Raw genomic sequence first — 25,367 nt, 5'->3', positions numbered from 1 at the left:
GCCCGCATCGTTCGTCCGTGCTGCCCCGCGCCGGCTACGGCGCGGGGCAGCACGGACGAACGGCATCAGATGACCATAGGTCCGCTTTAACCACGGCCGTGAGCATGGAGCCGGGCGATCACAACCGGAAGCGAGGACACGCCGTGGACCTGCCGGACGTACACCTTCTCTCCTCGGGGACGGCGCTGCCCGGCGCCCCGATCTCGAACGTCGAGCTGGCCGAGCGGTTCGGCGGCGACACGCTGTTCGCCGAGTGGGCGGACACGTTCGTCGGCACCCGCAACCGCCACTTCTCGGTGGACCTCGCGACGGCGGAGGTGCGGTTCCGGCTCGCCGACCTCGGCCGGATCGCGGCCGAGAAGGCGCTGGAGGGCGCCGGGCTCGCCGCGTCCGACGTGGACGTCATCGTGATGGGCACGTCCAGCCCGGACCAGCTCATGCCCGCGACGGTGAACGTCATCGCCGACCAGCTCGGCATCAACGACGTGCCGACCTACCAGCTCCAGTCCGGCTGCACCGGGGCCGTGCAGGCGCTGGACGTCGCGCAGCAGGCGCTGCAGACCGGACGGCACCGCACCGCGCTCGTCATCGGCGGCGACACCTGCACCAAGCACCTGGACCTCGACCTGGACCCGTCGAAGCTGTCGCCGTCGGAGCTGGTGCCCGGCCTGATGTTCGGCGACGGCGCGGGCGCGGCGGTGCTGAGCACGACGCCGACGGACGGCTCGGCGGTCCTGCGCAAGGTGCTCGTCCGGCTGACGGGCCTCGGCCGCAAGCCCGGCCACGTCGTGGAGTGGTACGGCCCGGCCGACCTCGCGGACCCGCCGCCGTCGGTGGGCGAGGACTACAAGGCCATCGAGGAGTCCGTGCCGACGATGGCGGTGGAGATCCTGGAGGAGATGCTCGACGACCTGGACTGGAAGGACGTCGACTACCTCCTGCCGCCGCAGCTGTCCGGCAAGATGACCGACCTGATCGTCAAGCGGCTCGCGCTGCCGGACGCGCAGGAGGTCAGCGTCGTCGCCGAGACGGCCAACACGGGGAACGCACTGCCGTTCTTCCAGCTCGAACGGCTCCTCCCCCGGCTGACGGACCAGGACAGGGCCGTCGCCATCGCGGTCGAGTCGAGCAAGTGGATCAAGGGTGGACTGGCCTTGGAGAAGGTTTCGTGACCGAGACGACCAACGACCTCGCCGAGCTGAAGCAGTACGTCGAGGTCCACGCGCGCGGGCAGCGGATGGCGCCCGAGCACTACCGCGCGATCCTGGAGCGGATCGACAGCGACGACGACGGGCCGGGCTCGTGGGCCGTCGAGTGGACGCGCGCCGGGGAGCGGCTGGAGGGCGCGGGCGACCTGCTCGGCGCGTCCCGCCACTACGCGATGGCGCGGTTCCCGTTCGTGAACGGCGAGGCGCGGCGCGCGGCGCACGAGCGCGGGCTCGCGGTGTTCGACCGGTGGCGCGCGAACGTCCCGGGCATCGAACGCCTCGACCTGGAGCTGCCCGACGGCACCGTCCGCTGCTGGACGAGCGGCCTGTCCACGACCGACCGCAAGCCGCTGCTCATCGTCTCGGGCGGGATCGTGACGGTGAAGGAGCAGTGGGCGGCCGTCCTCGCGCGCGGCGCGCGGCTCGGGCTGGCGGGCGTCGTCATCGAGCTGCCGGGCGTCGGCGAGAACACGCTGCCGTACTCGGCGCAGTCGTCGACGCTGCTGTCGGCGATCCTGGACGAGCTGGCCGACCGCGCCGACGTCGGCACGACCTACGCGCTCGCGATGAGCTTCAGCGGCCACCTCGCGCTGCGGGCCGCCGCCGCGGACCAGCGGATCAAGGGCGTCGTCACGACGTGCGCGCCGATCAGCGCGTTCTTCACCGACACCGCGTGGCAGGCGCAGGTTCCGCGCATCACGACCGACACGCTCGCGCACCTGGTCGGGACCAAGCCATCGCAGGTCTACGACGAGATCCGCGACTGGGCGCTGCCGGCCGAGACGCTGGAGAACCTGACGATCCCGGTCGCGTACGCGGCGAGCCTGCGCGACGAGATCATCCCGCAGGACGAGGTCCGGCTGCTGCGCGAGCACGTCGGGAAGCTCGACGTGGTCGCCTACGACGACGTCCACGGCTCCCCCGCGCACACCGGCGAGGTCGGCCTGTGGACGATCCTGTCGATCCTGAAGATGGCGGGCGGACGGCAGGTCCCGCGCGCGCTTCTGACCGCGTCGCTCACCGCGCAGAAGGCCCGCCGTCGGATCGGGCTTTAGGTCATTCATAGCTCGTTGTTAGGCCGCCCCGACACACTGAATACCGGGCAGGGACGCAGGCCCGTGTTTTCCCACTGTGTGTTCACCACGAGGGGCAGTCCAACAGATGACGCGTGGCTTTGAGTTCACCGGATCTGATCAGCCGATCGCCATTGTCGGAATGTCGTGCCGCCTCCCGGGCGCGCCGGATCCGGAGTCCTTCTGGGAACTGCTCAGGGCCGGGCGCAGCGCGATCGGCGAGACGCCCGCCGACCGATGGGACGCGGCGGCGCTCCAGGACGAAGGGCTCGTCCCGACCCGGCGCGGCGGCTACCTCGACGACGTGGGCCACTTCGATCCGGCGTTCTTCGGCGTCTCGCCCCGCGAGGCCGCCGCGATGGACCCCCAGCAGCGGCTGTTCCTCGAACTGAGCTGGGAGGCGCTGGAGAACGCCGGGATCGTCCCCGCCGACCTGGCGGGCAGCCGCACCGGCGTGTTCGTCGGCGCGATCTGGGACGACTACGCGACCCTGCTGCACCGGTACGGGCTGGAAGCCATCACCCCGCACTCGGTGACGGGCCTGCACCGCGGCATCATCGCCAACCGCGTGTCGTACACGCTGGGGCTGCACGGGCCGTCCCTCACGGTGGACACCGCGCAGTCGTCGTCGCTGGTCGCCGTCCACCTGGCGTGCGAGGCGCTGCGGACCGGCGCGGCGTCGCTGGCCATCGCGGGCGGCGTGAACCTGAACCTGGCGCCGGAGAGCACGGTCGGCGCGGCCAAGTTCGGCGGGCTGTCGCCGGACGGGACGAGCTACACCTTCGACGCCCGCGCCAACGGCTACGTGCGCGGCGAGGGCGGCGGCGCGGTCGTCCTGAAGCCCCTCGCGGCGGCGCTGGCGGACGGCGACCCGATCTACTGCGTCCTGCACGGCAGCGCGGTCAACAACGACGGCGGCACCGACGGGCTGACCGTCCCGAGCGCGGACGCGCAGGCCGAGGTCATGCGCCTCGCCTACGGGCACGCCGGGGTCGAGCCCGCTCAGGTCCAGTACGTGGAGCTGCACGGCACGGGGACGAAGGTCGGCGACCCGATCGAGGCGGCGGCGCTCGGCGCGGCGCTCGGGACCGCGCGTCCCGGACGGCCCGCGCTGCGCGTCGGGTCCGCCAAGACCAACGTCGGGCACCTGGAGGGCGCGGCGGGCATCGTCGGGCTGCTGAAGGCGGCGCTCGCCGTCCACCACCGGGAGCTGCCGCCGAGCCTGAACTTCGCGACGCCCAACCCGGACATCCCCCTGGACGATCTCGGGCTGGACGTCCAGACGGACCTGACGCCGTGGCCGACGCCGGACCTGCCGCTCGTCGCCGGGGTCAGCTCGCTCGGCATGGGCGGCACGAACTGCCACGTGGTGCTGGCCGAGGCGCCGGCCCGGGACGTCCCCCCGGCCGAGCCGGCGCGCGGTCCGCTGCCGCTGCTGCTGTCGGGCCGGAGCGGCGCGGCCGTCCAGGCGCAGGCGGAGCGGATCGCCGCGCGGCTGCGCGCCGGCCTCGACCCGGCGGACGCCGCGTTCTCGCTGGCCACGACCCGGACGGCCTTCGAGCGCCGTGCCGTCGTGGTCGGCGGCACGCGGGACGAGCTGCTGGCGGGCCTGGACGCCGTGCCGGGCGACGTCCCGGTGGCCGCGCCCGGCAAGCTCGCGTTCCTGTTCACGGGCCAGGGCAGTCAGCGGTCCGGGATGGGCCGCGAGCTGTACGAGGCCTACCCGGTGTTCGCCGAAGCCCTGGACGCGGTGTTCGAGCGCATCGACCTCCCGCTCAAGGAGGTCATGTTCGGCGACGACCCGCGCCTCAACGACACCCAGTTCACCCAGACCTCGCTGTTCGCGCTCGAAGTGGCGCTGTTCCGGCTGTACGAGTCGTGGGGAGTCAAGCCCGACCACCTGCTCGGCCACTCGATCGGCGAACTGGCGGCGGCCCATGTCGCCGGGGTCCTGGATCTGGACGACGCCTGCAAGCTGGTCGCGGCCCGCGCCCGGCTCATGCAGAGCCTCCCGGGCGGCGGCGCGATGGTCGCGCTCCAGGCCACCGAGGACGACGTCCGGCCGTATCTGGACGACTCGGTCTCCATCGCGGCGGTGAACGGCCCGGCGTCCCTCGTCGTTTCGGGCGACGCCGAAAAGGTCGAGGAGATCGCCGGGCATTTCAAGGCCCGGCGTCTCACGGTCAGCCACGCCTTCCACTCGCCGCACATGGACCCGATCCTGGACGAATTCCGGGACATCGCGGCCACGCTCACCTACCACGAGCCGGAAATTCCGATCGCCGCGAACACGGACGGCGATCTCACGACGCCCGAATACTGGGTGAACCACATCCGGAACGCCGTCCGTTTCCACGACGGCCTTCAGGAATTGCAGGCGCACGGCGTCACCGCGTGCGTCGAGCTGGGCCCCGACCCCGTCCTCGCGGCGCTCGCGCGGACCGCGCTCCCCGACGCCGTCGCGGCGTCGGCCCTGCGGCGGGGCCGGCCGGAGCTCCGGACGCTGTTCACCGCGCTCGCCCACGTCCGCGACGTCGACCTGACCCGGACGTTCACCGGCGGACGCCGCGTCACGCTCCCCACCTACCCCTTCCAGCGCGAGCGGTACTGGTTCGACACCACCCGCGCCGCGCGCGCGACCCTCCGCCTCGCCGAGACGGCCGAGGACACGAGCGGAAGCGACGCGAGCGAGCTGGCCGGACGGCTCGCCGGGCTGGACGAGGCCGAGCAGGAGCGCGTCCTGCTGGACCTCGTCCGGACGGCCGTCGCGATCGTCCTCGGGCACGTCACGCCGGAGGCCGTCGAGACCGACCGGGCGTTCAAGGACCTCGGCTTCGACTCGCTGAGCAGCGTCGAGCTGCGCGACCGCCTCGCCGGGATGACCGGCCTGCGGCTGCCGCCCGCGCTGCTGTTCAACTACCCGACGCCGAAGGTGCTCGTCCGGCACCTGCGGGCGGAGCTGACCGGCGGCGGCACCGCGTCCGCCGCGCCGGTCGCGGCCGTCCCGGCGGACGAGCCGATCGCGATCATCGGGATCGGCTGCCGCTACCCCGGCGACGTCCGGTCCCCCGAGGACCTGTGGCGGATCGTCGCCGACGAGGTCGACGCGGTGTCCGGCTTCCCGACGACGCGCGGCTGGGACCTGGACGCCCTGTTCGACCCCGAGCCCGGCAAGCCCGGCCGCACCTACGCCCGCGAGGGCGGCTTCCTGCACGACGCCGACCGGTTCGACGCCGCGTTCTTCGGCATCAGCCCGCGCGAGGCCGCCGCGATGGACCCGCAGCAGCGGCTGCTGCTGGAGACGTCCTGGGAGGCGATCGAGCGGGCGGGCATCGACCCGTCGGCGCTGCGCGGCAGCGCGACCGGCGTGTTCGTCGGCGCCACCGCCCAGGACTACGGGCCGCGCCTGCACGCGGCCGAGGAGGGGCTGAGCGGCTACCTGCTGACGGGCAACACCGCGAGCGTCGCGTCCGGCCGCGTCGCCTACACGCTCGGGCTCGAAGGGCCGGCCGTCACGGTCGACACCGCGTGCTCGTCGTCGCTCGTCGCGCTGCACCTGGCCGCGCAGGCGCTCCGGCAGGGCGAATGCGGGCTGGCGCTCGCGGGCGGCGTGACCGTCATGGCCAACCCGGGCATGTTCGTGGAGTTCGGCAAGCAGCGCGGCCTCGCCGCCGACGGCCGGTGCAAGGCGTTCGCCGCCGCCGCCGACGGCACCGCGTGGGCGGAGGGCGCCGGGCTGCTCGTCCTGGAGCGGCTGTCGGACGCGCGCCGCAACGGCCACCCGGTCGTCGCGGTCCTCGCCGGCTCGGCGATCAACCAGGACGGCGCGAGCAACGGGCTCACCGCGCCGAACGGGCCGTCCCAGGAGCGCGTCATCCGGCGGGCGCTGGCCGGCGCGGGCCTCGCGCCGCACGAGGTGGACGCGGTCGAGGCGCACGGCACCGGGACGTCCCTCGGCGACCCGATCGAGGCCGAGGCGATCATCGCGACGTACGGGCAGGGGCGGGAGACGCCGCTGCTGCTCGGGTCGCTGAAGTCCAACATCGGGCACAGCCAGGCGGCGGCGGGCGTCGGCGGCGTCATCAAGATGATCGAGGCGATGCGGCACGAGCTGCTGCCGCGCACGCTGCACGTGGACGCGCCGTCCCCGCACGTGGACTGGTCGGCGGGCGCGGTGGACCTGCTCACCGAGCCCCGGCCGTGGTCGCGCGGGGAGCGTCCGCGCCGCGCGGGCGTGTCGTCGTTCGGGATCAGCGGCACCAACGCGCACGTCATCATCGAGGAGCCCCCGGCGGCCGAGCCCGCCGCGACGTCCGGCGGGACCGGGCCGGTCGCGGTGCCGGTGTCGGCGCGGACGGACGGAGCGCTCCAGAACCAGGCCGCCGCGCTGCACGCGCTGGTCGAGGCGGACCCGGCGCCGGACGTTCGCGCGCTGGCGCTCTCGCTCGCGACGACGCGGACGGCGTTCGAGGAGCGCGCCGCGGTGGTGGCCGCCGACCGGGACGAGCTGCTGGCCGGGCTGGACGCGCTGGCGTCCGGCGCGGCCCACCCGAGCCTCGTCCGGGCGACGGCGGGCTCCGGGAAGCTCGCCTTCCTGTTCACGGGCCAGGGCAGCCAGCGGTCCGGGATGGGCCGCGAGCTGTACGAGACCTACCCGGTGTTCGCCGAAGCGCTCGACGCGGTGTTCGAGCGCATCGACCTCCCGCTCAAGGAGGTCATGTTCGGCGACGACCCCCGCCTCAACGACACCCAGTTCACCCAGACGTCCCTGTTCGCGCTGGAAGTGGCGCTGTTCCGGCTGTACGAGTCGTGGGGCGTCAAGCCCGACCACCTGCTGGGCCACTCGATCGGCGAACTGGCCGCCGCCCACGTCGCGGGCGTTCTCGATCTGGACGACGCCTGCAAGCTCGTCGCGGCCCGCGCCCGGCTCATGCAGAGCCTCCCGGGCGGCGGCGCGATGATCGCGCTGCAAACGACCGAAGAGTCGGTCGAGCCCTACCTGAACGACGCGGTCTCCATCGCAGCGGTCAACGGCCCGAACTCCATCGTCATCTCCGGCGACGAAGCCGCCGCCGAGGAGATCGCCCAGCACTTCAAGGCCCGGCGCCTCACGGTCAGCCACGCCTTCCACTCGCCGCACATGGACCCGATCCTGGACGAGTTCCGGGACATCGCGGCCACGCTCACCTACCACCAGCCGAAGATCCCGATCGCGGCGAACACGACCGGCGACCTCACCACGCCCGAGTACTGGGTGGGCCACATCCGCAACGCCGTCCGCTTCCACGACGGCCTGCGCGAACTCCGGGCCGGCGGCGTCACCGCGTTCCTGGAACTCGGCCCCGACCCGGTCCTGTCCGCGCTGGCCCGCACCGGCCTGGACGGCGTCGACGCGGCGTTCGCGGCGCTGCGCCGGACCCGGCCCGAGCCCCGCACGGCCGTCCTCGCGCTCGCCCAGCTCCACGCGCGCGGCGTCACGCTCGACTGGCCCGCGTTCACCGGCCCGGCCGGACGCGTCGACGTCCCGACCTACCCGTTCGAGCGCCGCTCGTACTGGCTCGCCCCGGACGCCGGGACGAGCATCGCGGCGGCGCACGGCCTGCTCGGCGCCCCGATCAGCCTCGCCGACGGCGGCGGGATCCTGTTCACCGGACGCCTGTCCCTGGCGAACCAGGCGTGGCTGGCCGACCACGTCATCGCCGGTTCCACGCTGCTGCCCGGCACCGCGTTCGTGGAGATCGCGCTGGAGGCGGGCCGCCAGACCGGGCACGACCGGCTCGCGGACCTCACGCTGGAACGGCCGCTGATCCTGCCCGCGACGGGCGCGGTGGAGATCCAGGCGATCGTCGGCCCGGTCACCGGCGACGGCGGACGGACGATCGGCGTCCACTCCCGTCCCGCCGGCGACGACGACGCGCCCTGGACCCGGCACGCCACCGGCACGCTGACCTGGGACGACGCCCCCGCCGCCACGCAGGCCGGGGTCTGGCCGCCCGAGGGCGCGACCCCGCTGGACCTCGCCGACCTCTACGACCGCCTCGCCGACGGCTCCTACGCCTACGGCCCGGCGTTCCAGGGCGTCACGGCGGCCTGGCGGCGCGGCGACGAGACGTTCGTCGACCTGAACCTGCCCGCCGACCTCGAACCGGACGCCGCGCGGTTCGGCGTCCACCCGGCGCTGCTGGACGCGGCCCTGCACCTCGTCGTGCTGAGCGAGGAGCCCGCCGGACCGCCGCGCCTGCCGTTCGCGTGGACGGGCGTCGGCCTGCACGCGCGCGGCGCGACGCAGCTCCGGGCGCGCATCGCACCGTCCGGACCGAACGCGGTCGCCCTCACGCTCACCGACGCGGCGGGCGCGCCGGTCGTGTCGGTCGCGGAACTGACGCTGCGGCAGGCCGATCCGTCCGCGCTGGCCGAGGCGAACGACGCGCTGTTCCGCGTCGAGTGGGTGCCGGTGCCCGCGCAGGACGCGGCCGGGGACCTCACGATCGTCCGGATCCCCGACGACCCCGCGACCGCGCTGGACGCCGCCGCCGGGGCGCTCGCCCACGTGCAGGAATGGCTCGCGTCCGGGACGGAGGACCGGCTCGCGGTCGTCACCCGGGGCGCCGTGCGCGTCGGCGCGGACGACTCGCCGCCCGACCCGCGCGTCGCCGCCGCCTGGGGCCTGCTCCGGACGGCGCAGTCCGAGCACCCCGGCCGGATCGTCCTCGCCGACGTGGACGACCCCGAGGCCGCCGACCAAGCCGTCGCGACCGGGAGCACCGACCAGTTCGCCGTCCGGGACGGCGCCCACTACGCGCCCCGGCTGACCCGCCTCGCCGCCCCGGCCGCCCCGGCGCCCGCGCTGGACGGCCGGGTGCTGATCACCGGCGGCACCGGCGCGCTCGGCGGCCTCGTCGCCCGCCATCTGGTGACCGCGCACGGTGCCCGCGACCTGCTGCTCGTCAGCCGGCGCGGCCCGGACGCCCCCGGCGCGCGCGAGCTGGAGGCCGAACTGACCGCGCACGGCGCGACCGTCACGATCGCCGCCTGCGACACCACGGACGAGGACGCCGTCGCCGCGCTGCTGGCCGCGCACCCGGTCACCGCCGTGATCCACGCGGCCGGGACGCTGGACGACACGACCGTCGAGTCGCTGACCCCCGAACGGATCGCGACCGTCCTCGCGCCCAAGGCCGACGCCGCGTGGACGCTGCACCGGCTCACCGCGAACAACCCGGACGTGACGCACTTCGTGCTGTTCTCGTCCATCTCGACCGTCATCGGCAACCCGGGCCAGGCGAACTACGCGGCGGCCAACGGGTTCCTCGACGCGCTCGCCGAGCACCGCGCCGCCAACGGCCTCCCGGCGACGTCCATCGCGTGGGGCCTGTGGGACGAGTCCGGCGGCATGGCCGGGGAGAACGCGGGCGCGGGCCGTTCGCGCCTCGGCCGCCAGGGCGTCGCCGCGCTCGGCACCGAGCACGGCCTCGCACTGCTGGACGTCGCGCTGGGCCTGGCCGACCCGACCGTCGTCGCGGTCGCGCTCGACACCGCCGCGCTACGGGCCCGCGCCGCCGACGGCACGCTGTCGCCGCTGTTCCGGGGGCTCGTCCGCACCCCGGCCCGCCGCGCCGCGACGACCGCGCCGTCCTCGCTGGCGCAGCGCCTCGCTGGGCTGTCCGGCCCGGCGCAGGACGAGGCGATCCTCGCGCTGGTGCGGACCGCGACCGCCGCCGTCCTCGGCCACGACTCCCCCGACGCGCTCGACACCGACCGCGCGTTCAAGGAACTCGGGTTCGACTCGCTCACGTCCGTCGAGCTGCGCAACCAGCTCAACACGGCGACGGGCCTGGTGCTGCCGGCCACGCTGGTGTTCGACCACCCGTCCCCGGCCGCCGTCGCGGCGTTCCTGCGGACGCGGGTGAGCGGCGCGGACCGTCCGGCCGCCGTGACCGTCCGCGCCACGGCCGCCGACGACGACCCGATCGCGATCGTCGCGATGGCGTGCCGCTACCCCGGCGACGTCACCTCGCCCGAAGAACTGTGGAAGCTCGTCGCGGACGGCGTCGACGCCATCTCGACCTTCCCCGCGAACCGCGGCTGGGACCTGGACGCGCTCTACCACCCCGACCCCGACCACACCGGCACGTCCTACTCCCGGCACGGCGGGTTCCTGCACGACGCGCCCGCGTTCGACCCCGACTTCTTCGGCATCTCGCCGCGCGAGGCCCTGGCGATCGACCCGCAGCAGCGCATCCTGCTGGAGGTCGCGTGGGAGGCGATCGAGCGCGGCGGCATCGACCCGGGCGCGCTGCGCGGCTCGCGGACGGGCGTGTTCGCGGGCGTCATGTACGACGACTACGGCGCGCGGCTGCGGCCCGCCCCCGAGGGCTTCGAGGGGTACGTCGGCAACGGGAGCATGGCGAGCATCGCGTCCGGCCGCGTCTCCTACACGCTCGGGCTGGAAGGCCCGGCGGTGACGGTCGACACCGCGTGCTCGTCCTCCCTGGTGGCCCTGCACCTGGCCGCGCAGGCGCTGCGCAACGGCGAATGCGAGCTGGCCCTGGCGGGCGGCGTGACGGTCATGTCCACGCCCGCGACGTTCATCGAGTTCAGCCGCCAGCGCGGCCTGTCGCCGGACGGGCGCTGCAAGGCGTTCTCCGCGTCCGCCGACGGGACGGCCTGGAGCGAGGGCGCCGGGTTCCTGCTGCTGGAGCGGCTGTCGGACGCGCGCCGCAACGGCCACCCGGTCGTCGCGGTCGTCCGGGGCACGGCCGTGAACCAGGACGGCGCGTCCAACGGCCTCACCGCGCCGAACGGCCCGTCGCAGGAGCGCGTCATCCGGCAGGCCCTCGCCGCCGCGAACCTCGCGCCCGCCGACGTGGACGCGGTCGAGGCGCACGGCACCGGGACGTCCCTCGGCGACCCGATCGAAGCGCAGGCGCTGCTCGCCACGTACGGGCAGGAGCGCGAGACGCCGCTGCTGCTCGGCTCGCTGAAGTCCAACATCGGGCACAGCCAGGCGGCGGCCGGGGTCGGCGGCATCATCAAGATGATCCACGCGATGCGGCACGGCGTGCTGCCCCGGACGCTGCACGTGGACGCGCCCTCGCCGCACGTCGACTGGACGTCCGGCGCCGTCGAGCTGCTGACCGAGCCGCGCCCGTGGCCGGAGACGGGCCGGGCGCGCCGCGCGGCCGTGTCGTCCTTCGGCATCAGCGGCACCAACGCCCACGTGATCATCGAGGAGGTGCCGGCCGAGCCCGCCGCCGAGCGACCGGACGTCCCGGCGGTGTGGCCGCTGTCGGCGCGCTCGCCGGAGGCGCTGCGCGACCACGCCGCGCGGCTGGCCGCGTCCGCCGCCGAACTGGACCCGGCCGACGTCGCGTTCTCGCTGGCGACCCGGTCGCGGTTCCCCTACCGGGCGGCGGTCGTGGGCGCGTCCCGGGACGAACTGCTCGCCGGGCTGGACGCGCTGGCCGGGGGCGAGACCGCTCCGCACCACGTCGAGGGACGGGCGAAGACCGCGTTGCTGTTCACGGGCCAGGGCAGCCAGCGCGCCGGAATGGGCCGCGAGCTTTACGACGCCTTCCCCGTTTTCGCCGACGCTTTGGACGCCGTTCTCGACCGCATCGACCTCCCGCTCAAGGAGGTCATGTTCGGCGACGACCCGCGCCTCAACGAGACCCAGTTCACCCAGACGTCGCTGTTCGCGCTGGAAGTCGCGCTCTACCGCCTGTTCGAGTCCTGGGGCGTCACGCCGCATCATCTCCTCGGCCATTCCGTCGGCGAGATCGCCGCCGCGCACGTCGCCGGAGTACTGGACCTGGACGACGCCTGCACGCTCATCGCGGCCCGCGGGAAGCTCATGCAGAGCCTTCCGCCGGGCGGCGCGATGATCGCCCTCCAGACCACCGAGGACGAGGTCGCGCCGCACCTCACCGACACGGTCTCGATCGCCGCCGTCAACGGCCCGAACGCGCTCGTCATCTCCGGCGACGAGGCCGCCGCCGAGGAGATCGCGCGGCACTTCAAGGCCAAGCGCCTGACCGTCAGCCACGCGTTCCACTCGCCGCTGATGGACCCGATCCTGGACGAGTTCCGCGCGATCGCGGCCACGCTCACCTATCACGAGCCGAAAATCCCGATCGCCGCGAACACCGCCGGCGACATCACCACGGCCGAGTACTGGACGAACCACATCCGCAACGCCGTCCGTTTCCACGACGGCCTGCGGGAATTGCAGGCGAACGGCGTCACGACCTACCTGGAGATCGGCCCGGACGCCGTTCTCGCCACGCTCGCCGACGGCCCCGCCGCGTCCGCGCTCAGCCGCAAGAAGCCCGAGCGGACCGCGCTGGACGCCGCCCTCGCGCACCTGTTCCACACCGGCGTCCCGGTCGACTGGACGGCCGTCCTCGCGGGCGGGCGCCACGTCGAGCTGCCGACCTACCCGTTCCAGCGCGCGCCGTACTGGCTCGCGCCGCCCGCCGCGACCGGCGACCTCGGCGCGGCCGGGCTCACCGGCACCGGCCACCCGCTGCTCGGCGCGGTCCTGGAGCCCGCGGACGGCGACGGGCTCGTCCTCACCGGACGGGTCTCGCTCGCCGCGCAGCCGTGGCTGGCCGACCACGCGATCCTCGGGACGCCGCTGCTGCCCGCGAGCGCGTTCGTGGAGCTGGCCGCGCAGGCGGGCCGCCGCCTCGGCCTGGACCGCGTCGAGGAGCTGACGCTGGAGCAGCCGCTCGCGCTGACCCCGGCGGGCGCCGTGCAGCTCCAGGTCGTCGTCTCCGCGCCCGACGCGTCCGGCGCGCGGCCCGTGGCGATCCACTCCCGCACCGCCGACGAGGCGGGCTGGACGCGGCACGCGACCGGCGCGCTCAGCGACCGCGTCCCCGCCGCCGAGCCGCTGCCCGCCGCGTGGCCGCCGCCCGGCGCGGCGCCGATCGACGTGGCGGAACTGCACGACGACCTCGCCGCGCAGGGCTACCACTACGGCCCGCTGTTCCAGGGCGTCACCGGACTGTGGAAGCTGGACGGCACCTACTACGCCGACCTGAGCCTGCCCGGCGACACCGACGTCGCGCCCTACGCCGTCCACCCGGCGCTGCTGGACGCGGCGCTGCGCCCGCTGACCGTCGACAACGAGCCCGGACGGATCCGGCTGCCGTTCTCCTGGTCCGGCGTGACGTTCCACGACGCCGTCTCCCCGGCGGCGGCGCGGGTGGCGCTCACGGCGACCGGCACGGACACGGTCACGCTCACCCTCGCCGACTCCGTCACCGGCGTCCCGCTCATCACGGTCGACGCGCTCGGCGTCCGCCCGTACACGCCGGACGGCCCGCACCGCGACGCGCTGTTCGGGCTGGCGTGGCAGCGGATCCGCCCGGCGTCCGACGCGGCGCGGACCTGGACCGTCGTCGGCGCGGACGCCGCGCTCACCGCCGCGCTCGGCGCGACCGCGAGCGACGGCCTCCCGGTGGACGCCGCCGGGCCGGTGCTGCTCCCTGCGGGCTCGTCCGGCGACCCGGTCGAGGGCGCCCACGCCGAGACGGGCCGCGTGCTGGAACTGGTCCAGGCGTGGCTGGCGTCCGACGCGACGGCCCCGCTGGTGGTCGTCACGCGCGGCGCCGTCGCGACCGGCGCCGACGACGACGTCACCGACCTCGCCGCCGCCGCGCTGTGGGGTCTCGTCCGGTCCGCGCAGGCCGAGCACCCCGACCGGCTCGTGCTGCTGGACCTGGACGACGACGAAGCCTCGCTCACGGCCGTCCCGGCGGCGGTGGTGTCCGGCGAACCACAGCTCGCGGTGCGCGGCGGCGCCGTCCACGTGCCGCGCCTGGAGCGGCGGCGGGCGCCCGCCGAAGCCGTCTCGCCGTTCGGCGGCGACGGCGCCGTCCTCATCACCGGCGGCACCGGATCGCTCGGCGCGCTGCTGGCCCGGCACCTGGTCGAGCGGCACGACGTCCGCGACCTGCTGCTCGTCAGCCGGCGCGGCCCGGACGCGCCCGGCGCGCTGGAGCTGGAAGCCGAACTGACCGCGCACGGCGCGTCCGTGACGATCGCCGCGTGCGACACCACCGACCGCGACGCGCTCGCCGCGCTGCTGGCCGGGCACCCGGTCGGCGCCGTGATCCACGCCGCCGGGACGCTGGACGACGCCATCGTCGAGTCGCTGACCCCCGAACGCCTCTCGACCGTCCTGCGGCCCAAGGCGGACGCGGCGTGGAACTTCCACCGGCTCGTCCCGGAGACGCCGCTGTTCCTGTTCTCCTCGGTGTCGGGCGTCCTCGGCACGCCCGGCCAGGCGAACTACGCGGCGGCCAACACCTTCCTCGACGCGCTCGCCCAGCACCGGCGCGCGCACGGCCTGCCCGGCGCGTCCCTCGCCTGGGGCCTGTGGGCCGAGACCGGCGCGATGACCGACACGCTGAGCGACGCGGACCTGGCCCGGCTCGGACGCGGCGGCATCCTCCCGCTGACCGCCGACCAGGGGCTCGCGCTGTTCGACGTCTCGGTGGCCTCGGACGCCTCGCTGGTCGTCCCGGCCCGGCTGGACCTGGCCGCGCTGCGCGCCGAGCCCCCGGCCGTCCTGCGCGACCTCATCCGGACGCCCGTCCGGCGCGCCGCCGCCCCGGCGTCCTCGCTCACCGACCGGCTGCGCCGCGCGGACGCCGACGAGCGCGACGCGATCCTGCTCGACCTCGTCCGGACGAACGTCGCGACCGTCCTCGCGCACGCCACGCCCGAGACCATCGACCCGCACCGGGGCTTCAGCGAGAGCGGCTTCGACTCGCTGACGGCCGTCGAGCTGCGCAACCGGCTCAACACGGCGACCGGGCTGCGGCTGCCCGCGACCCTGGTGTTCGACCACCCGACCCCGGCCGCGCTCACCGAGCACCTGAAGCGCGAACTGCTCGGCACCGGCGACGCGCTCGTTCCCGCCGCGCCCACCGGCCGGGCCGAGCCGGACGAGCCGATCGCGATCGTCGCGATGGGCTGTCGCTACCCCGGCGGCGTCGCGACGCCCGAGGACCTGTGGCGGCTCGTCGCCGGGGGCGCGGACGCGATCAGTGGCTTCCCCGACAACCGGGGCTGGGACCTGGACCGCCTCTACGACCCCGACCCCGACCGCACCGGCAGCTCGTACGCGCGGGAGGGCGGCTTCCTCGCCGACGCCGACCGCTTCGACCCGGCGTTCTTCGGGATCTCGCCGCGCGAGGCCCTCGCCATCGACCCGCAGCAGCGCATCCTGCTGGAGGTCGCGTGGGAGACGTTCGAGCGGGCGGGCATCACGCCGGACTCGGTGCGCGGCAGCGCGACGGGCGTGTTCGCCGGCGTCATGTACAACGACTACGGCTCGCGGCTGCAGCACACCGCGCCCGAGGGGTTCGAGGGGTATCTCGTCACCGGGAGCGCGGGCAGCGTCGCGTCCGGGCGCATCGCGTACACGTTCGGGCTGGAAGGCCCGGCCGTGACGGTCGACACGGCGTGCTCGTCCTCGCTGGTCGCCGTCCACCTCGCCGCGCAGGCGCTGCGCAACGGCGAATGCGGGCTGGCGCTCGCGGGCGGCGTGACGGTCATGGCGACGCCCGCGACGTTCATCGAGTTCAGCCGCCAGCGCGGGCTCTCGCCGGACGGGCGGTGCAAGGCGTTCGCCGCCGCCGCCGACGGCACCGGCTGGGGCGAGGGTGCGGGGCTGCTGCTGCTCGAACGGCTCTCGGACGCGGAGAAGAACGGGCACTCCGTCCTCGCCGTCATCCGCGGCACCGCGATCAACCAGGACGGGACGAGCAGCCAGCTCTCCGCGCCGAGCGGTCCGTCACAGCAGCGGGTGATCCGGCAGGCGCTCGCGGCGGCGCGGCTCGCTCCGTCCGAGGTGGACGCGGTCGAGGCGCACGGCACCGGCACCAAGCTCGGCGACCCGATCGAAGCGCAGGCCCTGCTCGCCACCTACGGGCAGGAGCGCGAGACGCCGCTGCTGCTCGGGTCGATCAAGTCGAACATCGGGCACACGCAGGCCGCCGCCGGTGTCGCCGGGATCATCAAGATGGTCGAGGCGATGCGGCACGGCGTCCTGCCGAAGACGCTGCACCTGGACGAGCCGTCGCCGTACGTGGACTGGACGACCGGCGCCGTCGAACTGCTCGCCGACAGCACGCCGTGGCCGGACGTCGACCGTCCCCGCCGCGCGGGCGTGTCCTCGTTCGGGATCAGCGGCACCAACGCGCACGTCATCATCGAGCAGCCGCCGGCCGCCGAGCCGGTGGAGCCCGTCGCGCCCGCCGGGCCGCTGCCGCTGGTGCTGTCGGCGCGGTCGCCCGAGGCGCTGCGGGACCAGGCCGCGCGGATCGGCGCGGCGCTCGGCGACGTGGACCCGGTGGCCGCCGCGTACACGCTCGCCGCGACGCGGACCGTGTTCGACCACCGCGCGGTCGTCGTCGGCGACCGGGACGGGCTGCGGAGCGGCCTCGACGCGCTCGCCGCCGGGTCTCCGGCCGACAACGCGGTCCAGGGCGTGGCGGGCTCGGGCAAGCTGGCGTTCCTGTTCACCGGCCAGGGCAGCCAGCGCGCCGGAATGGGCCGCGAACTCTACGACGCCTACCCGGTGTTCGCGGACGCGCTCGATGCCGTGTTCGCCCGGATCGACCTTCCGCTCAAGGAGGTCATGTTCGGCGACGACCCGCGTCTGAACGACACGCAGTTCACCCAGACCGCCTTGTTCGCACTGGAGGTCGCGCTCTACCGGCTGCTGGAGTCGTGGGGCGTCAAGCCCGACCATCTCCTGGGCCACTCGATCGGGGAACTGGCCGCCGCGCACGTCGCGGGCGTTCTCGACCTGGACGACGCCTGCAAGCTCGTCGCCGCCCGCGCCCGCCTCATGCAGAGCCTTCCGACCGGCGGCGCGATGATCGCCCTCCAGACCACCGAGGAATCGGTCGAGCCCTACCTGAACGACGCGGTCTCGATCGCGGCGGTCAACGGCGCGAACTCGATCGTCATCTCCGGCGAGGAGAGCGCCGCCGAGGAAATCGCGCAGCACTTCAAGGCGCGGCGCCTGACGGTCAGCCACGCGTTCCACTCGCCGCTGATGGACCCGATCCTGGACGAGTTCCGCGCGGTCGCCGCCACGCTCACCTACAACGAGCCGAAGATCCCGATCGCGGCCAACACGACCGGCGACATCACGACCCCCGAGTACTGGGTGGGGCACATCCGCAACGCCGTCCGGTTCCACGACGGCCTGCGCGAGCTGGACGACAGCGGCGTCACCACGCTGCTCGAACTCGGCCCCGACCCGGTCCTGACGGCGCTCGCCCGGACGGCATTCACCGAGGTCGCGGCGGCGTCCGTGCTGCGCCGCAAGCGGCCCGAGGTCCCCGCGCTGCTCACCGCGCTCGGCACCGCCCACGCGCACGGCGCGAAGGTGGACTGGACGCGGATCGTCCCGGCGTCCGCGCTCGCGCCGCTGCCCACCTACCCGTTCCAGCACGCCCGCTACTGGCTCGACGCGCCCGCGACCGGCGAGCCCGCCGACGCCGACGGGCTCGGCCTGAGCGCGACCGGCCACCCGCTCGTCACCGCCGCCGTCGAGGACGTGGACGGCGACGGCCTGACGCTCACCGGCCGGATCTCCCTCCGGACGCACCCCTGGCTGGCCGACCACGCCGTCTCGGGAACCACGCTGTTCCCCGGCACGGGCTTCGTGGAGCTGCTGCTGCACGCCGGAAGCCTCGTGGGCGCCCCGCAGCTGGCGGACCTCACGCTGGAGAGCCCGCTCGTCCTGCCCGCCGACGCCCCGGTGCGGCTGCGGGTCGTCGTAGGGACGGAAGCCGACGACGGCACGCGGACGGTCGCCGTCCACGCCCGCGCAGGCGACGCCCCCTGGACGCGGCACGCCAGCGGCACCCTCACCACCGCCGCGTCCGCGCCCGAACCGGTGCGGATCCCGGACGGCGCCGTCCCGGTCGACGTCGCCGACCACTACGAGAACGTCGCCGACCTCGGCTACGGCTACGGCCCCGCCTTCCGGGGCCTGCGGGCGGCGTGGCGAGACGGCGACGACGCCTACGCCGAGGTCGTCCTGCCCGACGGCGTGGACGCGGCCGGGTACGGCGTCCACCCGGCGCTGCTGGACGCCGCGCTGCACGCGCTCGGCCTCGTCCGCGACCTGACCGGCGAGGTGCCGTTCCTGTGGAGCGGGGTCGCGCTGCACGGCGCGGGCGCGACGGAGCTGCGCGTCCGGCTCGCCCCGGCCGGGGACGACACGGTCCGGCTCACGATCGCCGACCGGGCCGGGAACCCGGTGCTCACCGCCGACGCGCTGACGCTGCGCGCGATCGCCGTCGAGCGGAACCGGCGCGCGAGCACCCTGTTCGACCTGGACTGGGTGCCGGTCGCCCCGGCCGCGACGCCCGCCGACGTCGTGCCGCTGGACGGCGACCCCGCCGCGCTCGCGGCGGACGGCCGGTTCGTCCTCGCGCCCGTCGCGGCGGGCGACGCGCACGCCACCGCGCACGCGACGCTCGCGCTCGTCCAGGAGTGGCTGGCCGCCGACGCCGGCCGGCTGGTCCTCGTGACGCGGGACGCGCTCACCGACCCGGCGCAGGCGACGGTCTGGGGGCTCGTCCGGTCCGCGCAGACGGAGAACCCCGACCGGTTCGTCCTGCTCGACCTCGACGACGACCCCGCGTCGGAGGCGGCCGTCGCGGCGGCGCTCGCGACCGGGGAACCACAGCTCATGATCCGGGAAGGGACGGCGCTCGTCCCCCGGATCGCCCGGACCGCCGACGGGCCCGGCACGCCCATCACCCTGGACCCGGACGGCACCGTCCTCATCACCGGCGGCACCGGCGCGCTCGGCTCGCTGGTCGCCCGGCACCTCGTCACCGAGCACGGCGCGCGGCACCTGCTGCTCACCAGCCGCCGGGGCCGGGACGCGGCGGGCGCCGCCGAACTGGAAGCCGACCTGGCCGCGCTCGGCGCGGACGTCACGATCGCGGCCTGCGACACCGCCGACGCCGACGCGCTCGCCGCGCTGCTGGGCACCGTCGAGCGTCCGCTCACGGCGGTGATCCACTCGGCGGGCGTGCTGGACGACGGCATCGTCACGTCCCTCACGCCGGACCGCCTCGACACCGTGCTCCGCGCGAAGGCGGACGCGGCGGCGAACCTGGACCGGCTCGTCCCGGACGTCCCGCTCGTCCTGTTCTCGTCCGCCGCCGGGATCCTCGGCAACGCGGGCCAGGGCAACTACGGCGCCGCGAACACGTTCCTGGACGCGCTCGCCCGGCGGCGGCACGCGGAGGGGCGTCCGGCGACGTCCATCGCGTGGGGCCTGTGGGACGGGACCGGCGCGATGACGAGCACCCTCAGCGACACCGACCGGGGACGGCTCGCCAAGGCGGGCGTCCTGCCGCTCAGCGCGGAGCAGGGTCTCGACCTGCTCGACGCGGCGCTCGCCGCGGGCGGCCCGGTGACCGTGGCGACGCGGTTCGACCGGACGGCCCTGCGCGCCCTGGACGCCGCGATCCCGCCGGTGCTGCGCGGGCTCGTCCCGGCGCCGGCGCGCACGGCCCCGGCCGGACGCGACCGCGACACGCTCGACCTCGTCCGGGAGGCCGTCGCGGCGGTCCTCGGCCACGCCGACCCGGCCGGGATCGACACCGGGCAGGCGTTCAAGGAGCTGGGCTTCGACTCGCTGATGGCGGTCGAGCTGCGCAACCGCCTCAACGCGGCGACCGGGCTGCGGCTGCCCGCGACGCTCGTGTTCGACTACCCGACGGCCGCCGTCCTCGCCCGCCACCTGAAGGCCGAGCTGTCCGGCGGCGCCGAGGAGATCACCGCCGGGACGACCGCCGCCGCCGCGGACGACGACCTCATCGCGATCGTCGCGATGGCGTGCCGCTACCCCGGCGACGTCACCTCCCCCGAGGACCTGTGGAAACTGGTCGCCGGGGGCGTGGACGCGATCACGCCGTTCCCGTCCGACCGGGGCTGGGAGGTCGAGGACCTCTACGACCCCGACCCCGAGCGCGCCGGCCGCTCCTACACCCGGCACGGCGGGTTCCTGCACCGCGCCGCCGACTTCGACCCGGCGTTCTTCGGGATCTCCCCGCGCGAGGCCCTGGCCATCGACCCGCAGCAGCGCATCCTGCTGGAGGTCGCGTGGGAGGCGTTCGAGCGGGCGGGCATCGACCCGGCGGCCGTGCAGGGCACCGCGACGGGCGTGTTCACCGGCGTCATGTACGACGACTACGCCGGGCGGCTGCTCGACCGGCGTCCCGACGAGCTGGACGGCTATGTGGGCACCGGCAGCGCGGGCAGCATCGCGTCCGGCCGCATCGCGTACACGTTCGGGCTCGAAGGCCCGGCCGTCACCGTCGACACCGCGTGCTCGTCCTCGCTGGTCGCGCTGCACCTCGCGGCGCAGGCGCTGCGCAACGGCGAGTGCTCGCTCGCGCTCGCGGGCGGCGTGACGGTCATGGCCACGCCGTCGACGTTCGTGGAGTTCAGCCGCCAGCGCGGGCTCGCCCCCGACGGCCGGTGCAAGCCGTTCGCCGCCGCCGCCGACGGGACGGCCTGGGCCGAGGGCGCCGGGCTCCTGCTCGTGGAGCGGCTGTCGGACGCGCGGCGCAACGGGCACCCGGTCCTCGCCGTCCTGCGCGGTTCGGCGATCAACCAGGACGGCGCGTCCAACGGACTGACCGCGCCGAGCGGGCCGTCGCAGCAGCGGGTGATCCGGCAGGCGCTCGCGTCGGCGCGGCTGGCGCCGTCCGAGGTGGACGCCGTCGAGGCGCACGGCACCGGCACCCGGCTCGGCGACCCGATCGAGGCGCAGGCTCTCCTCGCCACCTACGGGCAGAACCGGGAGACGCCGCTGCTGCTCGGCGCGCTGAAGTCCAACATCGGGCACACGCAGGCCGCCGCGGGCGTCGCCGGGATCATCAAGATGGTCGAGGCGATGCGGCACGGCGTCCTGCCGAAGACCCTGAACGTGGACGCGCCCAGCCCCGAGGTGGACTGGGACGCCGGGGCCGTCGCGCTCGTGACCGAGGACGTCCCGTGGCCGGAGACGGGCCGGGTGCGGCGCGCCGCCGTGTCGTCCTTCGGGATCAGCGGGACGAACGCGCACGTCATCATCGAGCAGGCGCCCGAGGCGGACGTCGCCGAGCCCGCCGAGGCGCCGCGCACGCTGCCGTGGCTGCTTTCGGCGAAGTCCGACGCGGCGCTGCGGGACCGGGCGCGGGACCTGCGCGACCGGCTCGCCGCCGCGCCCGAGCTGGACGTGGCCGCCGTCGCCCGCGCGCTGCGCGGCCGGGCCGCGTTCGACCGGCGGGCCGCCGTGGTGGCCGCCGACCGGGACGGCTTCCTCGCCGGGCTGGACGCGCTCGCGTCCGGCTCCGGGCACCCGGGAGTCGTGGAGGCCGCCAGGAGCACCGGCAAGCTCGCCTTCCTGTTCACCGGCCAGGGCAGCCAGCGCGCCGGGATGGGCCGCGAACTCTACGAGACCTACCCGGTGTTCGCCGAAGCCCTGGACGCGGTGTTCGCCCGGATCGACCTCCCGCTCAAGGACGTCATGTTCGGCGACGACCCGCGCCTGAACGACACGCAGTTCACGCAGACCGCGTTGTTCGCGCTGGAAGTCGCGCTGTTCCGGCTCCTGGAGTCGTGGGGCGTCACGCCGGACCACCTGCTCGGGCACTCGATCGGCGAGCTGGCCGCCGCGCACGTGGCGGGCGTTCTCGACCTGGACGACGCGTGCACGCTCGTCGCGGCCCGCGCCCGGCTCATGCAGAGCCTTCCGACCGGCGGCGCGATGATCGCCCTCCAGACCACCGAGGACGAGGTCGCGCCCCACCTCACCGACGCGGTCTCGATCGCGGCGGTGAACGGGCCGAAGTCCATCGTCATCTCCGGCGACGAGGACGCGGCGAACGCGATCGCCGAGCACTTCAAGGCTCGGCGCCTGACCGTCAGCCACGCCTTCCACTCGCCGCACATGGACCCGATCCTCGAAGAGTTCCGGGAGATCGCGGCCACGCTCACCTACAACGAGCCGAAGATTCCCATCGCGGCGAACACGAGCGGCGACATCACCACGCCGGAGTACTGGACGGACCACATCCGCAACGCCGTCCGCTTCCACGACGGTCTGCGCGAGCTGGACGAGAACGGCGTCACGACGTTCCTCGAACTCGGCCCCGACCCCGTCCTGACCGCGCTGGCGAGCACCGCGCTCGCCGACGCGACGGCGGCCCCGGTCCTGCGCCGCAAGCGGCCCGAGGCCGCCACGGCGCTCGCCGCCCTGAGCACCGCCCACGCGCGCGGCGTCACCGTGGACTGGGACGCCGTGCTCGGCGCCGGACCCGCCCACGTGGACCTGCCGACCTACCCGTTCCAGCGCGGGACGTACTGGCTGGACGCCCCGGCGGCGGCCGGCGACCTCGGCTCGGCCGGGCTCGGCACGTCCGACCACCCGCTGCTCAGCTCGAAGGTGAAGCTGGCGTCCGGCGAGGGGACGGTCTTCAACGGCCGGATCTCGCTGCGCACGCACCCCTGGCTCGCCGACCACGCCGTCTCCGGGACGGTCCTGGTCCCGGCGACGGCGCTGCTCGAACTCGCCGCCGCCGCCGGTCGCGACACCGGCCTGGACCGGGTCGCCGAACTCACGCTGGACGCGCCGCTCACGCTGCCCGAGGACGGCTCCGTCCGGCTCCAGCTCGCCCTGGACGCCCCCGACGACGCCGGGGAGCGCCGCTTCGCCCTCTACTCCGGCGCCGACGACGACACGCCGTGGACGAGCCACGCGACCGGCGTGCTCGTCAAGGCGACCGCCGCGGACACGCCCTCGACCCGCCCGCCCGCCACGGCCGAGCCGATCGACGTGGACGGCCTCTACGAACGGCTCGCCGAGCGCGGCTACGACTACGGCCCGCTGTTCCAGGGCCTGCGCGCCGCGTGGCGCGACGGCGACGACCTGTACGCCGAGGTCGCGCTGCCGTCCGGCACCGACACCGCCGGATACGCGCCGCACCCGGCGCTGCTGGACGCCGCGCTGCACGTCCTGCTCCTCGACCAGGCCGACGACGCGCTCCAGCTCCCGTTCTCCTGGACCGACGTGACCCTGCACGGCGCGGCGGCCGAAGCCCGCGTCCGGGTCTCGCCGACGTCCAACGGGGTGGCGATCACGGTCACCGGCACGGACGGGACGCCGATCGCGTCCGTCGCGTCGCTCGCGGTGCGCCCGCTGACGCTGCCGGCGCGTGGCAACGACGCGCTGTTCGTCCTCGGCTGGACGCCGGTGCAGACGCAGGCCCGCACCGGATCGGGCCGCTGGACCGTCCTCGGCACAGGGCTGGACGACCTGCCCGGCACCGTGGAGCACTACGCCGACCTCGCGGCCGTGCCGCCGGCGGACACGATCCTCGTCCCGGTCGCGGGCGCGGACGGCGACGCGGCGGCGTCCGCCCACGCGGCGGCCCGGACCGTCCTGGACCTGCTCCAGAACGCCCCCGCGACCGCCCGCCTGGTGCTCGTCACGCGCGGCGCGGTCGCGCTGGACGCCGCGACCGATCTCGGCGCGGCGGCGGTCTGGGGCCTGGTGAAGTCGGCGCAGGCGGAGGACCCGGGCCGGTTCGTCCTGCTGGACCTGGACGACGACGCGGCGTCCGTCCGCGCCGTCCCCGCCGCCCTTGCCGCAGCGGACGAACTGGACGAACCGCGCCTGGCGATCCGGGCCGGAGAGATCCACGCCCAGCGGGTCGCCCGCCCGGCCGAGCCCACCGGGGAGCCCCTGGCGCTGGACGGCACGGTCCTGGTCACCGGCGCGACGGGCGCCCTCGGCGGCCTGGTCGCCCGGCACCTGGTCACCGAGCACGGCGTGACCGACCTGCTGCTCGTCAGCCGACGCGGCGCCGACGCCCCCGGCGCCACCGAACTGGAAACCGACCTCACCTCCCTCGGCGCCACCGTCACCTTCGCCGCCTGCGACACCGCCGACCGCAACGCCGTCGCCAACCTGCTGGACGGCCGCAGCCTCGGCGCGATCGTCCACACGGCGGGCGTCCTGCGCGACGCGACGTTCACCGGCCTCACCCACGACCACCTGGACCAGGTCTTCCGCCCGAAGGTCGACGCGGCGTGGAACCTCCACACGCTCGCCCCGGAGACCCCGCTGATCCTGTTCTCGTCGCTCGCGGGCGTCCTCGGCAACCCCGGCCAGGCCAACTACGCGGCGGCCAACACCTTCCTCGACACCCTCGCCCAGCACCGCGCGGCCCAGGGACTCCCCGGAACGTCCATCGCCTGGGGCCTGTGGGACGAGCCCGGCGACCTCACCGAGAACCTCTCCGACGCCGACCGCGCCCGCATGGCCGACACCGGCGTCCTGCCCCTCAGCCACGAGCAGGGCCTCGCCCTCTTCGACGCGGCGCTCGCCCAGGCCGCGCCGGTGGTCGTCGCGGCGCGGCTCCAGACGGCGGCGCTGCGGACCCAGGCCGCCGCCGGGACGCTCTCCCCCGCGCTGCGCGGGCTCGTCCGCGTCCCGCCGGCGCGGCGCGCGGCGCCCACCGCGACCCTCGCGCTGGACGGCCTGGACCCCGAGGAGCGGCTGCGCGAACTGACCCGGCTCGTCCGGAGCCAGGCGGCGGCCGTGCTCGGCCACGCCGACGCCGACGGCATCGACCCCGACCGGGGCTTCAACGAGATCGGCTTCGACTCCCTCACCGCCGTCGAGCTGCGCAACCGGCTCGGCGCGGCGACCGGGCTGCGGCTGCCCGCGACGCTCGTGTTCGACCACCCGACGCCGAACGCGCTCGCCCGGCACCTGTCCGACGAGCTGGGCACCGGCGGGACGTCGACCGCGTCGGTCCTCGCCGAACTGGACCGGATCGAAGCGGATCTGGCCGCGCTCGCCCCCGCCGGGGAGGACCGCCGCATCCTCACCGGCCGCATCCAGCAGTTCCTCGCCCGGCTCGGCGAGACCGACGGCGACTCCGGCGAGGCCGAGGTCGTCGAGCAGATCGGCTCCGCCAGCGACGACGAGATCTTCGACTTCATCGACAACGAACTTGGCATCTCCTAAGGACGGGCGAGGCTG

At 75.1% G+C, this 25,367-nt stretch carries 3 protein-coding genes; all 3 read left to right on the top strand.

What is annotated here, in order from left to right; all coding sequences use genetic code 11:
* Positions 1–143 precede the first annotated feature (143 nt).
* The 3 genes from GQ466_RS24620 (at position 144) to GQ466_RS24610 (ending at position 25,352) form a co-directional block, all read left to right on the top strand.
* A complete protein-coding gene (locus GQ466_RS24620) occupies positions 144–1,172 on the top strand; it encodes a thiolase family protein (protein ID WP_202421051.1) in 1,029 nt (342 codons plus the stop codon).
* Positions 1,169–2,263, top strand: a complete 1,095-nt coding sequence (locus GQ466_RS24615) for an alpha/beta hydrolase (protein WP_202421050.1) — start codon at positions 1,169–1,171, stop codon at positions 2,261–2,263. Before GQ466_RS24620 ends, GQ466_RS24615 begins: the two co-directional genes overlap by 4 nt.
* 106 nt (positions 2,264–2,369) lie before the next feature.
* Entirely contained in the window at positions 2,370–25,352 is a 22,983-nt protein-coding gene (locus tag GQ466_RS24610) for a type I polyketide synthase (protein ID WP_161105399.1), read from the top strand.
* Positions 25,353–25,367: the final 15 nt, after the last annotated feature.

The sequence above is a fragment of the Actinomadura rayongensis genome (assembly GCF_009831215.1).
GTDB lineage: Bacteria > Actinomycetota > Actinomycetes > Streptosporangiales > Streptosporangiaceae > Spirillospora > Spirillospora rayongensis.
This window is presented reverse-complemented; position numbering and strand designations above follow the sequence as displayed.